Below are 14,261 nucleotides of genomic sequence, written 5' to 3' on the forward strand. Positions count from 1 at the left end.
CGAGGATTTTTCCGCCACTCCCAAACTCCCAGCTCAGAGCGCCTCTCGCCAGGGTTCGCTCTCTGCTGGTCGCTCACCTTCAAGATTAAGAACGTCCCTCCTCAGCCAAGCGCGCCGTCCGCGGCCTGGATACCGCGCTGAGCTACCACTGCGTCGGCGCGACCGGCGGCAGTCGGCGCAACCAGGCACCCGCCGGCATGGCCGCCGCCTTGCCCCACCGTGGCACGCGAATGGCGGCAGCCGCGGTCAGGTGCAGGGGGCGCCGTCGATCGTGCAGTTGGACGGGGCGGCGTTGAGGAGGGTGGCGCCGCGGACGTCGAAGGCGACCCTGACCGACTTGCCGGCGGGGATGCGGGAGGTGGAGTCGTCGGGGGTGAAGGTCCAGGTTGCGCTGTTCTGGGCTGCCGAGGCGCCGGAGACGCCGCCGATCGACAAGGACTGCCGGGGCAAGGTGATGACCAGGGTCCAGCCGGTGCGGGAGGCGGCGCCGGGGTTGGTGACCGTGACGACCACGTGGTAGCCGAGCAGGCCGGCCAGCAAGGACGACGTGGCGTAACTGGCGGTCAGCGGCGGGGCGCCGGGCGTCGAGGCGGAAGGGGCGCCGCCTGGCCGGGGGAACGAGGGCGCGGTGGCTGGAGCGGACGCGGACGCCAAGGGCGGCAGGGACGGGCGGGAGTCTGTCTGGGTCGGCCGGGCGGAGGGCGACTGCGCGACGACCGTGCCGGGGGGCGGTGCCGGCGGGCCGGGCAGGCCGGCGGCCGTCTCGGGGCGCAGGGGGGCGGTGGCGGGGGTGCGGACCAGGATGGTGATCAGCATGGCCGTGCCACCCAGGGCGGCGGCCACGCCGAAGGCCAGGAGGACGCGCCAGAGCCGGTCTCGGGAGGTGGTGCGGACGCGGGGCTGGGGGGCCGGGCCGGCATGCAGCCGGGTGCCCAAGGCCAGCAGCCAGTCAAGGACGACGACCGTGACGGTACGGCGTTGTCCGCGGGTGTTGTCGGGCATGGGTTGCCTCCGGTCTCTCAGAGCGAGCGCAGCCCGACGAGCAGTTGCTGCAGGACGTCCGGGGCGGAGTCGCCGTCGTCGGCTGGGCGTAGCACGACGACCAGGCCGGCGTCGCGCAGGCCGCAGAGCAGAGTACGCATCTCGCCGATCGGCAGGTCTAGGTGTGCGGCGATCTCGGACAGGGACACGGGGCGGCTGGACAGCCGCAGGATCGCCGACTCGGTCGAGGACAGTCCGGCGGGGGCCGCATCGTCGGGGAGGCGGGTGACGAGCGCGTTGAGTTCCAGATCGTCGCGTACGGCGGTGGAGCGGTCGCCGATCCGCGCGTACCGGCGGACCAGCGGGCCGCTCTCCTCGTCGTACCAGGTCTCGGTCCACATGCTCATGACTGGCCCACCAGTTCCTCGACAGGAAGCGCGGCCGGAGAACTGAGCAGTTCCGCGGGGACGGTCACCGAGGCGACCAGCCCGCCGGCCGGCGCGTTGTGCAGCCGGATCGTGATGCCGAGGCGGTCGGCGAAGCGGCCGGCGCTGTACAGGCCCCACCAGGTGCCGCCGGGCCTCGGCGCGGGGTCGCTCATCACGGCGTGTGCGGTGGCCAGGTCGTCCTCGGTCATCCCGGGACCCACGTCGGCAACGGTGATCTCGTAGCCGTCGGGGGTCGGCTGTCCGGAGACGCGTACCCGGGTCTGCGCTGAAGCGAAGTCCGTCGCGTTCTCGATCAGCTCGGCGAGCAGGTGCATCGTGCCGGTCACGGCGGCGCCGTCGAGGTTCACGGGCGCGATGCGGCTGGTCGACACCCGCTCGTACTCGGGGACCTCGGACGCCGCCGCCCGGACCACGTCGGCCAGCGGGACCGGGCGGCTCCAGCGGCGGCCGGGCAGGTCGCCGGCCAGCAGGACGGCCTTCTCCAGGTTGCGGCGCACGCGGTTGGCGAGGTGGTCGGCGCGGAACAGGCCGCCGAGCGTCTCGTCGTCGGTCTCGTGCCGGGCCAGCCCGTCGAGCTGGCGCAGCAGCCGGTGCACCAGGCTCTGGTTGCGGCGTTCCAGGTCGCGCAGCAGCGAGTCGAAGCCGCGTGCGGTCACCTGGGGCAGGGCCTGCGTGTCGGCGTTCCGCGCGGCCCGGGCCAGCGTCGGACGGCCGGGAACAAGCCGTCCCCGCCGGAGGAGCACGAGCAGCGCCGCGACCGCGATCAGCCCGCCGCCGCCGATCAGCGCGGCCCACGCGACAACGGCGACGGCGTACGGCGTACCCGAGGATCGGGTCTCTTGATCGGCATTTGCCGAACGCTCCCACAGCGCGTTGTTGACCTGGTTGAACGCCGCCGACCAGCCTGGCGGCACGGCACCGGGGCGCAGGATCAGAGCGTCCTCCATGGAGCGAAGCCGGCCGTCACCGGGAAGGTCCGCGCCGGTCATCAGCGCGCGGCGAGCGCCGGCCAGCTCGGCGAGGCGCGCCCGGTCGGCGTCGGCCAGCCGCGGGGTGCCGGCCACCGCCGCGAGCAGCGCGTCCTCCTCGGACAGCAGCTCACGTGCGCGGCTCAGCTCGATGCGGTTCGCCGGGTCAAAAACGATGATCTTCGTGTACGCGGCCAGCGCCCCGTGGCGATCCATCCGGCCGCCGTCCACCGCCGCGCGTACCGAAGCCAGCTCTTCCATCCGAACGGTGAGAGCGTCGGCCGCGCGGGTGGTGTCCGTCGCCCGCAGCCGGTCGAGCAGCCCGTCGCCGCCCTCGCGCAGCAGCTCACCGGCCCGGTCGGTGCGGATCCGCTGGGCCGCGAGCCCGGCCGGGGCAGCACTCGTCCCCGGCCGGGTGTTCCCGGCGACCGACAGCCGGCGTTCTGCCTCGAGGGCCAGCACGGCCCGGTCGATGAGCGGTTCCAGCCGGTCGGCGGCGGCGCGGCCGGACATCACCCGGACCGCCTCGGCCACGGCGGGCACCGCCGCCGCGGCCCACAGCACGGCCATCAGCGCCAGGCCGGCCCACCACTTCCCCCTGCTCACCGGCGTGCCCCCGGCACCGGCTCGGACGCGCCACCGATCAGCGAGCGCAGCCGGGACAGCAGTTCCTGGCGGTCGGCGCAGCCCAAGCGCTGCCGAATGCGTGCCATGTGATGCTCCACGGTCTTGGCCGAGAGGTAGAGCCGCTCGGCCACCTGCTTGTAGGTCAGTCCCTCGATGACGAGCGCGGCGACCTCGTGCTCCCGCTCGCTGAGCAGGTATTGCCCGCCGTCGGCGACCCGGGTGCGCGCGGGGGCGCCGGGCTCGGGGGCGCCGCGGACCTCGGCGGGGGCCTGAAGGGTACGGGCGCAGTCGAGCAGCACGGTCATCGCCTTGCGGTCCGGCGTGCGGATCGCGGCCTGCCCCGCGAGCCGGGTGGCGTCCCAGGTCAGCCCGAGCGAGCCGAGCCGCCGGGCGGCGTCGATCACCGGCGCCGGTTCGATCCGCCCGGCCAGCACCTGCCGCCAGGCCGTGGCCGCCGCGGCGGTGGCTCCGGCGTACGGGCTGAAGTCGCGGTTGCGGTCGAGCGCCGCGACATGGCGGTCCGCCGACGCGTGGTCCTCGGTCAGGATCGCCGCGTGCAGCCGACTCCAGTGCAGCGGGATGCTCCACAGCGGCGGGTCACCGAGGCTGCTCAGCAGCTGATCGGCCTGGGCCAGGTGGTCGGCCACCCGGTGCTGCTCGCGCAGCCGGGCCGCCGCCACGGTCAGCTCGGCCAGCGGGAGCAGCCCGAACAGGTCGACCGCCTGGCCGATCAGGGCCTGGCAGGCGTCCGGCCAGGTGGCGCGCAGGGCGACCAGGTCGCTGTTGCGGCGGGCGAGCCCGGCCCGCAACGCCGCCTCGAGCAGGACCTCGCGGCCGTGCCGCGCCACGGCGTCACCGGCCTCCGCGGCGGGGAACAACTGTTCGGCCGCCACCGGCCGGCCACGCAACATCAGGATCCACGCCTGCAGCAGGCGGTGCCGGGGCTGGAGCAGTACGCCCCCGGTGCCGGCCCGCGCCGCCCGAGACAGCAGCATCTCGGCGGTGTCCAGTTCGGCGCCCTGGACGGCGACGATCGCGCCGAGCGCGGCCGGGCTGTCGGCCAGCAGCACGCCCTGGCCGGCCGGTTCGATCAGCGCCGACGCCTGGACCAGCGCGGACAGCGCGGCGGTGGGCGAGGCGGTCACCGAGTCGTGCACGCCCCGCGCCATCAGCGACGCGGTCGCGCTCAGCGAGGTCGGCGGCTCGGGCGAGGCGCCCGCAGAGGCCATCCGCTGCTGCGCGTCGGCGAGGCGGCCGGTGGCGAGCAGCCCGATGGCGCCGAAGCCGGGCGCCGCGCCGTGCCGGGACCAGTCGTACAGCGCGACGGCCTGGGCCGGTTGGCCGCGGTGGGTGAGGACGACCGCGGAGACGTAGGCCGCCTCGGACCGCTGCTCGGCCGTGCCCGCGACCAGGGCCTGGTCGGCGAGGCGGGAGGCCAGGTCGAGGTCGCCGGAGAGCGCGGTGGCCAGGGCGCGCCGGGCCGCGGTGGTACGCCCGGCGCCCGCCGCCGCCGCGAACAGCTGCGCGGCCAGCGCCGGGTCGTCGCCCAGCGCCTCCTCGCCGGCCGCCTCGTAGACCGGCCCGAGGTCGTTGCCGGCCGCCCCGGGCACCAGGCCCGCACCGGTCGCGGAGCCCAGCAGCGGCCGGACCAGCGGCAGGACCGGGCCGCCGCGGGTCAGCTGCGACGCCGCCAGCCGCTGCCGCACGTCGATGCGCTGGGCGATCGGCCCGAGCGCGGCGATCGCCAGCCGGGCCAGCGGCACCAGGGTGCCGTCGGCCGCCAGCATGCCGGTGGCCCGGCCGGCGTCGGCCAGGTCGGCGACCCGGTCCGCGTCCTGGCCGAGCAGCGCGGCGATCAGGTCGTAGGACAGTCCGGCGCCGGCCTCGACGGCGAGCAGCAGCGTCCGCAGGGCGGCCGGCAGCTCGTCGAGGTCGGCCGCGAACGGTGCCAGGGAAGCTGCGGGAACGCGTTGCGGCAGCGCGGGATCCGCCGCGCTCAGGCCGGCCGCCACGCGTTCCACGTATCGGGGGATGCCATGGGTCTGTGTCGCCACGAAGGTGACGAGTTCGGGTGTGGACCCGGCCGGGAGCATCGCCCGGATCCGGTCGGTGCCGAGCGGCGTCAGCGTGACCGGCGGATGGGTAGGCCGCAGCACGTCGAGCAGCCGCAGCATCGCCGTCGACCGCGGCCAGGGCCGGTGCGCGACGACCAGCCGCGCTTCCGGCCGTTCGGCCAGCCGGGCCACGTCGGCCAGCCGGTCCTCGTCGAGCCGGTGCGCGTCGTCGACCAGCAACAGATCAGCGTTCGCGGCCTCGGCCGGCGGCCAGGCCGCGGCCACGGTCAGGCCGGCCCGGCGACCGGCCCGCTCCAGCTCACGGAGCAGGGTCGTCTTGCCGTAGCCGCCGGGCGCGCCGACGGTCACCCGCAGCGGGGCCTGCGGGTCGGACGTCAGCCGGTCGATCAGGGCGGACGGGCTCAGCATCGGATCGGGCAGCACGGGCGCGCTCACCTGGCGTCCTCCGTCCGCACCGAGCTCACCTGGACCGGCGGGCGCGGCGGCTGTTCCGGGACCACGCGCACGCCACCGGCCGTCTCCGGCCAGGACGGCGTGGCGCCGACGACCGCCGGGACTCCGGCCGGCGCCGGCGGCGGCGCCGTACGCGTCTGAGGGCGGGCCGCGAGCGCCGCGCCGCCGGCCACCGTCATCTCGGCGTCGTGGTCCACCAGCACGGGAACCGGGAAGGCCGAACTGAGCAGATCGGTCACGATGGGATGTACGGCCGCAGTGCCTCCGGCGATCAGTACGGCGGCAAGATCAGTTCGCACTCCCCCGCAGTTCCGCACGGTGTGCTCGGCGAGGTCCACGGTGGACCTCAGCACCGCGCGCACCTGATCGGCGCCGGTCAGGTCGTACCCGCTGACCTCGTCGATCTCGGCGCTCCCGAGCAGCTCCAACCGGCCGGGACCGTGCGTGACCACCACCGAGACCTCCACGCCGGCCTCGCCGAGGCGGTAGACGACCAGCATCCCGCCGGACGTCGCGACCCGGCCGGCCGCCTGGAAGCTCTCCACCACCGCGCGGGCCCGCGTTACCAGGGCGGCGCCGGCCAGGTCGGCCTCGGCCAGCGCGGCGTGCACCAGCCGCGCCCGGCCCGGGCCCCAGCCGGTCGGGCAGGCCAGCGCGACCCGCTCCGGCGTCTCGTCCAGCAACTCCCAGGCCTGGTTGACGACCCAGCGGGCCATCGCCGCGACCAGCCCGTGGGCCGGGTAGTAGGCGCTGCCCACCCGCATCGGGAGGGTGTCGCCGACGCGGGCCAGATAACCACCCACCGCCGCCCCGTTGTCACGGTGTGCCTCGGCGGGGGCGACGGCGCCCTCCGGCGTGGTCGCGAGGGCCGACGGCACGGTGCGCGTGCGTACGCCCAGCGACAGCGGTTCCCACAGCGGACCGCGCGCGTCACGAGCCGCGCCGGGCCTGGCGACGGCGGCCTTGGTGCTGCCGGAACCGATGTCGATCCCCAGGAGGTAGGGCACGTGAGCCTCTCTTCTCGGCCGGATGGGACATCCCTTCGTACCAGACGAACCGACCTTGACCGCCCCCGTAAAAACGGCCCCGGAATCCCCTAATCCCCTAATCGGAATGAGGTCGCCGAGTACCGTACGCCTTCTGTCGATAGGGGGCTCGGCCCCGATGCCCGGGGGTTGCCTGGAACCGTACGGTTGCCCCGGCGCCGATGACCGGCGTCACGCCATGCAACACCCACAATGGAGGAAAATCTCGAATGGATGCGTCGCCGACGTTGCAGGATTTCGTCCTGGATCTTCTCTACCGTCCGGAAGCCCGGACGGCCTTCGAGGCCGACCCGCAGGCGGCCCTTCAGCAGGCGGGCCTCGGCGACATCAGCCCGGTCGACGTGCAGCAGGTGCTGCCGCTGGTCGTCGACTACGCGCCGGTCTCCGGCGTCACCGAACTCGGCGGCGTCGACGACCTCTCGCACGGGGTGGCGAACCTGGACGTGGCGGGTGCGGTCGCCCACCTCCAGACGATCACCGCGCACGCCGCGCTCTCCCCGGTCCAGAACAACCTTCAGGACCTGAACGTGGGCGTCGCGGGCGTGCACACCGCCGCGGTCGGTGTGGCCGGCGACGGCCTGCCCGACGGCTCGGTGTTCTCCGGCGGCGCCATCTCGATCCCGGGTGTCGGCAGCGTCACCACCGGTACTGTGGCCGATCTCTCCGGCGACCACGACCCGGCCCTCGACCTGGACGCCGGTGTGGCCGTCCAGGGCACGGTCGACGCGGTCCTGCCGGGCGCCGGTCAGGTTCTGCCGGACACCGACCTGCGCCCGATCGAGACGCTGGACAACGTGACGAACGTTCCGACGTCGCTCGACCTGAGCCACGTGACGGGCCTTGACGTGTCGGGCGTCGAGGGGGCAACCTCTTCGGTCGTGTCGTCTGTGGTCAAGCCGGACCTGACGGGCGATGTGGTGCACTCCGTGCACGGCACGGTCAGCGGAACGGCCGACACGGTGCACGGCGTCACCGGCGGGCTGCTCGGCGGCACCGACGTGCACGCCGACACCGACGCCGGGCACGGCGCCCTCGGCGGTCTCACCGATCTGCACCTCTGATCGGTGGCCCGGCCGGCGGACCGACGACAGGACAGGCTGGAAGGGCAGGATTGGCGAGGATGAGTAACTGGGAGGCCGGACCCACGGCGTATGCGGGTCCGACCTCCCTCATCCCGCTGAACCGGGCGATGCCCGACCCGTTGCGGGCGGCTGAGGCGCCGCTGTCCTGGCTGGACGTCATGGACTCGACCATCCGCGCGTGCACCGCGCACGGTCGCGCGGAGATCGCGAACTGGCTCGCCCGGCGCCGAACCCGGATGCTCGAACCGCAGCTGCGGGTGGTGGTCGCCGGCGCCGCCAAACAGGGCAAGAGCCAGCTTATCAACGCATTGATCAACGCGACCGTATGCGGCGTGCCCGAACACGGGGGCACGACGGTGCCGGCGGTGATCCGGCACGCCGACGCGCCCGTCGCCGACCTGGTCCGCCGTGACTCCCCCGGCGCGGACTGGGTCGGCGACGTGGCCCTGCGTGATCGGATCCCGCTGGCGCTGGAACGGCTGGACACCGCGGTCGCCCAGACCGCCGCGCGCCTGCCCGCGGCGACCCCGCTGCACGCCGACATCGGTGTGCCACGCGCCCTGCTCGCCGGCGGGCTGGTGCTGATCGACACCCCGCCGCTGATCGGGCTGCCCGGCCGCGGGACGGACGCGGTGGCCCAGGTCCGCGACCTGACCACGGGCGCCGGCGCCGACCTGGTCCTGTTCACCTGCGAGGCGAGCCGCGACCTGAGCGACGGCGAGATGACGGTGCTGACCGACCTCGCCCGCCTCTTCCCGACCCTGATGGTCGTGCTGACCAAGGCCGACTACTTCCCCGACTGGCGGCACCACCTGGCCAGCAACCGCGAGCGCCTGAGCCACGCCGGGGTGCCGGCCACCGTCGCGGCGGTGTCGGCGTCGCTGCGGCTGCACGCGGTGAAGGCCGGGGACGCCGGGCTGAACACCGAGTCGGGTTTCCCGGACCTGATCGTCCGCCTCCAGCAACTGCTCGCCGCCAAGCCTGACCAGCTGGCCACGGCCACGGCGGCGGTGCTCAGCCGTACCGTGCTCGAACGCCTCGCCAAACCGTTGCGCGCGCGACTGACCGCCGACGAGACCAGCGAGGCGTCCGAGGCGGTGGCCCGGCTGCACGCCACCCAGCGCCGGCTCGACGACCTGCGGCGCTGCGCCGGCCGCTGGCAGAACCGGCTGGCCGACGAGGTCGGCGACCTGATGTCGGACATCGAGCACGACCTGCGGGAACGCACGCGGGCGGTGCTGTCCGAGGCGGATGGGTTCTTCACCACCGCCGACCCGGCGAAGGACTGGGACGAGTTCGAGCCGTGGCTGCGGGAGTCGATCGAGGAGGCCGCCCGGACCAGCCTGAACTGGCTGGTCGACCGGGCCCAGTGGATGGCGCGGAGGGTGGCCGACGAGTTCCCGCCGGACGCCGGTGAGGTGCTGCCGGCCGAGATGTTCGCGGTGCCCGGCGATCTGAGCGACACGTCGTCCGGGCTGGAGGCGCCGCCCGTCGCCACGTTCAGCACCAGCCAGAAGCTGTTCATCGGGCTGCGCGGCTCGTACGGCGGCATCATCATGTTCGGCCTGGTCACCAGCCTCACCGGGATGTCGCTGATCAACCCGATCTCGATCGGCGGCGGCGCGCTGTTCGGCGGCAAGAGCATCCGTGACGAGAGCAAGGCGCTGCTCAAACGCCGCCAGGCCGAGGCGCGGACGGCCGTTCAGCGCCACGTCGACGAGATCTTCGTACGCCTCACCAAGGACGCCCGCGACACCGTACGCCGAATCCAGCGCACCCTGCGTGACCACTTCACGGCCGTGACCGAGGACCTGCAGGAAGCCATCGTGGAGTCCCTGCGCAGCGCCAAGGCCGACGCCGACCGCGAGGTCGCGGCCCGTGACCAGCGCGCCCGCACCGTCCAGCAGGAACTCGCCCAGCTCTCCGCCCTGTCCCAGCAGTCCCGCGCCCTGGCCGCCGGACCCAAGCGCCCCGCGATCCCCGCGCAGCGCAGCGCGTCGTGATCGAGGACGAGGAGCTGGAGCAGCGCGTCCACTGGCTGCTGGACCAGGCGAAACACGCCTACCGGGGCAACGTCGCGGCGTCCGCCGTGCTGGAGGAGACGGCCGTACGGCTGGCCGAGCCCCTGCGCCTGGCCGTCGCCGGGCCGCCCCGATCCGGCAAGTCCACCCTGGTCAACGCCCTGATCGGCGACGACGTGGCCCCCGCCACGCCCACCGACGGCCCGGTCACCTTCGTCTCCTACCAGGACGGCCCCGAGCCGCGGGCGTGGTGGTTCGCCGAGGAGCAGAGCCCACACCAGGTGTCCCTCATCCGCACCACCCCCGGCCTGCGCCTGAGCACCGGCTCAGCCGCGGCGGCCGGCGACCAGGTGCGCCGCGCCGTCGTCGAGTGGCCGAGCCGCGCGCTGCGGCGTACCCGCATCGTGGACACCCTGGGCCGCCTCGCCGAGGGCGGCGACCAGGACTCCGCGCAGCACGTCTTCCGCGAGGCCGACGCGGTGCTCTACCTGACCGGCCACCTCGACGAGTCCGACCTGAACTTCCTCTGGGCCGGCCGCGGCCTGCGCGGCCCGTCGGTCTTCCCCGTGCACGTGATCGTCGTCCTCTCCCGAGCCGACGCGGCGTCGGGCGGCCGCCCCGACGCCATGATCACCGCCCGCCAGGTGGCCCGCCGCCGGCGCCGCGAGCCGCGCGTAGGCGCCCTCTGCCAGGATGTGATCGCCGCGTCCCCCCTGATCGGGCAGGCCGCCCGCATGCTCCACGAGGACGAGTTCCGCGCTCTGGCCGACCTGGCCCGGTGGCCGCGCGCCGACGTGGACCCACACCTGCTCTCGGCCGACCGCTTCACCGCCACCGACGCGAGGCTGGGCGTCCCCGTCGAGCAACGCGACCGCCTGCTGCACCGCCTGGGCCTGGGCGGCGTACGCCTGGCCGTGACCCTGGTCCGCACGGGCTGCCACACCCGAGCCGACCTGTCCGAACGCCTCCAGGAGTACAGCGGCCTCAAGGAGCTGCAGTCAGCCGTCGCCGAACTCTTCACCGCCCGCCGAGCCACCCTGAAGGCACGATCCACCCTGACCGTCCTGGACCACCTCCTGCGCACCGATCCGCCCCCCGGCCAGGGCGACCACCTGGCCGAGATCGAACTCCTGACGACCGAGGTCCACCCCTTCCGTGAGCTACGCCTCCTGTCCGCCCTGCGTTCCGGCCGCGTTGACCTGCCCACCGAGTCCGCCGCCGAGGCCCGCCGCCTGCTGGGCGGCGCCGGCACCAGCGTCGGCGAACGCCTGAACATGCCGGCCGAGGCCTCCGCCGACGACATCTGGTCCGAGGCCTACGCCGCAGCCGACCGCTGGCGCCACGAGCCCAACCGCCCAGGCGCGACCCCCGCCCAACGCCGAGCCGCCGAGGTGGTCCTGCGCAGCTGCGACATGATCCTCGCCTGGCTGACCGAAACCAACCTCTAACGGGGCTCTGCCCCAGCCCGACGAGGCGTGTCGCGGCGGTCTGTGTGGGCGTCGGGGCTCCGGTCGCGGGATAGACGGTGACCGGTTTCCCGGTCCCGTTCGTTGAACCGCTCAAAGCGGTTGGTTGCCGTGAGGCGATCCTCAACGACCGGAGCCTTGTCATGACGCTACCGCCGGGTTCATCCGCAACCACCTCGGGTTCCCCGGTCGCCTCCAGCGCGGTCCTCGCACCGATCAGCGAAGCGTTCGTCACCGCGATCAAGTGGAAAGTGCTCCGGGGCCTCGTGCTCGGCGCGTTCGCATGCATCGCCTTGGTGATCGTCCTGCTCATCGGCGGGGCGGTGCTCAGCGCCACCGGACTGACCTTTGATCCGCATCGGTGAGCAGCTCGGCCGCGGCCAGCGCGCGCAGATCCCAGACCAGTTCCTGCCGGAAGTCGTCATGCACGTCGGCCATGGAGTGCGCGAGGACGCAGACGTGCAGCGGATCCCCTTGCTCCCCCACCGATCTCGTCCCAGATCTCCTCGAACAGGAGCCGGGCAGCCTCCCGCTCGTCGCGCTGGTGGTGCAGCTCCACCCCACGCCCGATGCGGATCATCGTCGGATCGAGAACGTCAGCCTCGGCCGCGCACCAGTGGGAGGAACACCTCGTCGGGGACGGAGGGGATGCCGCGCGTCGCGTATTCCCCGCGCAGCAGCATCATCGGCGTGCTCGCGACCCGCGGGTGCGCGGCGGTCGTGTGGCGGGCCCCCGGACGAGATCGGCCCGCCGCGACCCCACCCCGTACCCGGACCGAGATCAGCCCGACCGTGGTCACCGACGCCGCGCCGGTCTACCCCGCCGTGCTCGACGAGCTGCTCCCCGGCCACTTCGAGCCATCTGACCAGCAGCGGCTGAGGACTCGCCGCGCTTCCGGAACAGCCAATGCAACGGCGCCGTGCTGACGTCTGTGGTGCCAGTCCGACCACCTCCAGATAGGTGATGCGGCTGGGAACCACTGAGCCGGGATGGAACGGTTTGAGGCGGCCGCCGAGTGTCAGATGTGCCACGGAGGTCGGCCCACATGCGATGTCGTGTTCGACGCCTCAGATCCGGGCGGGACCAGCCGATGGGCAGGTAAGAGAGGCTCACAGCCCCGATCGCTGAGGAGGGCGAGTGTGTCTGAACATCGAGCGCATCAGGTGGCCTTCGGCCACGATGACGCTTCGATTCGGCACGCCCCTTGGCCGCCCGGCATCGACGGGGGGACTCTTGCCGCCTCGGTGCCGCAGCCTTCCCCCGACGGCACGCAGGGTGCCTCGGCATGAGCAAGCCTTCGGTCCTGTTCGTCGACGATGAACCGCGCGTTCTCGACGGACTTCGCCGCTCGCTGCGAGGCAAGCGCGGCGATTGGGACATGGCATTCGCCCCCGGCGGCGCTGAGGCCCTCGAGTTGCTGGCGCAGTCACCGTACGACGTGGTCGTGTCTGACATGCGGATGCCGGGTATGGGCGGCGCCGAGTTGCTGACCCACATCAGTGAACGTCATCCGCAGGTGGGCCGAGTCGTATTGTCCGGTCACATTGAGCCGGAAGCGACGATCCAAGTGGCGACCGCCGGCCATCGCTTCATCACCAAGCCCTCCATCCTGGAGAACGTGGTCGCCGTGATCGAGCAGCTGCTGGTCCGGACGTCCCATGGCCATGGCAGCGCAGCCCGGCGCATCGCCGGCGGGGTCCGTGCCATTCCCGCCCTGCCCGAGCACACCGAGCGGATCGTCGCCCTGCTCGCACCGGACGTCGATCTCTCGCTCACGGCACGGACGGCGATGCACGATGTCGGACTGACCGCCAAGCTGCTCCAGCTGTCGAATTCGCCGTTCTTCGGTTCCCGGCCCCGCAACTCCTCGGTCGAGTCGATAGTCCACTCGATGGGCGTCCCGATGGTGCAGGCGGTTGCCGCGGCCGGGCACGCGTTGCAGCCCACCACCGCCTGGGACCCGGCGATCGAGCGGCACCTCAAGGCGGCCTGGCGGCACGCGGTGGCGACGGCCTGCCTGGTCGAGCTCGTCGCTTCACCGGCCAATCGGCCGCACGCGCAGGCGGCCGCTCTTCTGCAGGACGTCGGACGCCTGATCTGCCTGGCCGGTGTGGCCGACGATCGCAGCGCGGGCGTCGACCTCCCCGCTCAGACGCGCGACGGCGTGCCGTTCCGCGCCGTTGGTGTGGAGCTGTTGCATCTGTGGGGTCTGCACCCGCCGATCGTCGCCGCGGTGGCAGAGCGCGACACACCGCAGTCGCCGGACGCTTCCGGACTGGGGGTGGCCGCATCGCTGCGTGCCGCCCACCTGCTGATCCAGCGGACCGAGTCAGTGTGCCCCGGCGCCGGCACCCACGACGAGGAATTGGCTCACCTACTGGCGCACCCGCAGCTGAGGGCGCAGGCCATCGATTGGCGGGCGGCCGCCGACCATGCATCGCACCGCGCCGGCCAATGGGACGGTCACCGCACGCGATGATCACCGGCGCCCTGCGGCGGCTCTACCTGGGAAGAGGAGTCATGGCACGCATTCTGGTGGTCGACGACGACCCCGCCATCCGGCAGCTGCTGACCGACGTGCTGGAGATGGACGGTTACGAGGTCAGCGTCGCCGTGGACGGTTTGGCCGCCGTCCATGCGGTGGAGGCGTACAGCCCCGACTTCGTTGTGCTGGACGTGATGATGCCGGGCCTCGACGGCTTCGGAGTGCTGAGCGCCATCCGGGCCCGGCCCGGCGAACCGGTGCCCGTCCTCATGCTGACCGCCGCAGCCGAAGTGGACGTGGACGCCCGTGCCTGGGCGAGCGGTGTCGACTACTACCTCGCCAAGCCGTTCCTCGCGGACGCTGTGCTGGACCTGATCGACGGCGTGCTGAACGACCCGGCAGGCGCCAACGACCGGTGAACAACGGACGCTCGCTGCAAATCCGGGCGCCGATCCTGCTCAAGGAAACCCCGGCGCGGCCGATAGAGGCCCCACGAGACAGCGGGCCGGTTTCAACCGCCGGCAGCTTGCTCGCGACTCGTCCAACTACTCATGGTGACTGGGAGATTGCAGCATGATACTGAGCTGCCTAACGACGACCGCCGGAT

General features: G+C 73.2%; 13 protein-coding genes. 6 read left to right on the forward strand and 7 right to left on the reverse strand.

Going from position 1 to position 14,261, the window contains the following annotated elements; translation table 11 throughout:
- Positions 1-246 precede the first annotated feature (246 nt).
- The 5 genes from ACZ6TI_RS36400 to ACZ6TI_RS36420 are packed head-to-tail and all read right to left on the reverse strand — an operon-like array spanning position 247 to position 6,560.
- Complete coding sequence (locus tag ACZ6TI_RS36400) at positions 247-1,002, reverse strand: cellulose binding domain-containing protein (RefSeq protein ID WP_465349777.1); 756 nt, start codon at positions 1,000-1,002, stop codon at positions 247-249.
- A gap of 17 nt (positions 1,003-1,019) precedes the next feature.
- A complete protein-coding gene (locus ACZ6TI_RS36405; protein ID WP_465349778.1) occupies positions 1,020-1,388 on the reverse strand; it encodes a DUF742 domain-containing protein in 369 nt (122 codons plus the stop codon).
- Positions 1,385-3,004: a sensor histidine kinase gene (locus ACZ6TI_RS36410; RefSeq protein WP_465349779.1), complete on the reverse strand. Its 1,620-nt coding sequence runs from the start codon at positions 3,002-3,004 to the stop codon at positions 1,385-1,387. The genes ACZ6TI_RS36405 and ACZ6TI_RS36410 overlap by 4 nt, the downstream gene beginning before the upstream one ends.
- Positions 3,001-5,535 (reverse strand): LuxR C-terminal-related transcriptional regulator, encoded by a 2,535-nt coding sequence (locus ACZ6TI_RS36415; protein WP_465349780.1) that lies wholly within the window; start codon positions 5,533-5,535, stop codon positions 3,001-3,003. The genes ACZ6TI_RS36410 and ACZ6TI_RS36415 overlap by 4 nt, the downstream gene beginning before the upstream one ends.
- Positions 5,532-6,560: an Hsp70 family protein gene (locus tag ACZ6TI_RS36420; protein WP_465349781.1), complete on the reverse strand. Its 1,029-nt coding sequence runs from the start codon at positions 6,558-6,560 to the stop codon at positions 5,532-5,534. Before ACZ6TI_RS36420 ends, ACZ6TI_RS36415 begins: the two co-directional genes overlap by 4 nt.
- Positions 6,561-6,808: 248 nt before the next feature.
- Here ACZ6TI_RS36420 and ACZ6TI_RS36425 point away from each other — a divergent pair, with 248 nt between their 5' ends.
- The 4 genes from ACZ6TI_RS36425 to ACZ6TI_RS36440 all read left to right on the forward strand — a co-directional run bounded on the left by ACZ6TI_RS36425 (position 6,809) and on the right by ACZ6TI_RS36440 (position 11,533).
- Complete coding sequence (locus ACZ6TI_RS36425; RefSeq protein WP_465349782.1) at positions 6,809-7,660, forward strand: IniB N-terminal domain-containing protein; 852 nt, start codon at positions 6,809-6,811, stop codon at positions 7,658-7,660.
- Between the two features lie 59 nt (positions 7,661-7,719).
- A complete protein-coding gene (locus ACZ6TI_RS36430) occupies positions 7,720-9,684 on the forward strand; it encodes a GTP-binding protein (protein ID WP_465349783.1) in 1,965 nt (654 codons plus the stop codon).
- On the forward strand, positions 9,681-11,150 hold the full coding sequence (locus ACZ6TI_RS36435) for a P-loop NTPase family protein (protein ID WP_465349784.1): 1,470 nt from the start codon (positions 9,681-9,683) through the stop codon (positions 11,148-11,150). The genes ACZ6TI_RS36430 and ACZ6TI_RS36435 overlap by 4 nt, the downstream gene beginning before the upstream one ends.
- Before the next feature lie 77 nt (positions 11,151-11,227).
- The gene (locus tag ACZ6TI_RS36440; protein WP_465349785.1) at positions 11,228-11,533 is read left to right on the forward strand and encodes a hypothetical protein; all 306 of its coding nucleotides are present in this window, start codon (positions 11,228-11,230) and stop codon (positions 11,531-11,533) included.
- On the opposite strand, the gene ACZ6TI_RS36445 is transcribed toward ACZ6TI_RS36440, so the two are convergent.
- Together ACZ6TI_RS36445 and ACZ6TI_RS36450 are read right to left on the reverse strand one after the other, a co-directional pair.
- Entirely contained in the window at positions 11,496-11,654 is a 159-nt protein-coding gene (locus ACZ6TI_RS36445; protein WP_465349786.1) for a hypothetical protein, read from the reverse strand. The genes ACZ6TI_RS36440 and ACZ6TI_RS36445 overlap by 38 nt on opposite strands.
- 110 nt (positions 11,655-11,764) lie before the next feature.
- Positions 11,765-11,968 (reverse strand): hypothetical protein, encoded by a 204-nt coding sequence (locus ACZ6TI_RS36450; protein ID WP_465349787.1) that lies wholly within the window; start codon positions 11,966-11,968, stop codon positions 11,765-11,767.
- Between the two features lie 486 nt (positions 11,969-12,454).
- Between ACZ6TI_RS36450 and ACZ6TI_RS36455 the strand changes: the two genes are divergently transcribed.
- Both ACZ6TI_RS36455 and ACZ6TI_RS36460 read left to right on the forward strand, forming a co-directional pair.
- Complete coding sequence (locus ACZ6TI_RS36455) at positions 12,455-13,648, forward strand: HDOD domain-containing protein (RefSeq protein ID WP_465349788.1); 1,194 nt, start codon at positions 12,455-12,457, stop codon at positions 13,646-13,648.
- Between the two features lie 41 nt (positions 13,649-13,689).
- The gene (locus ACZ6TI_RS36460) at positions 13,690-14,073 is read left to right on the forward strand and encodes a response regulator transcription factor (RefSeq protein ID WP_465349789.1); all 384 of its coding nucleotides are present in this window, start codon (positions 13,690-13,692) and stop codon (positions 14,071-14,073) included.
- Positions 14,074-14,261 lie beyond the last annotated feature (188 nt).

This window comes from Actinoplanes sp. NPDC051388 (genome assembly GCF_055586225.1).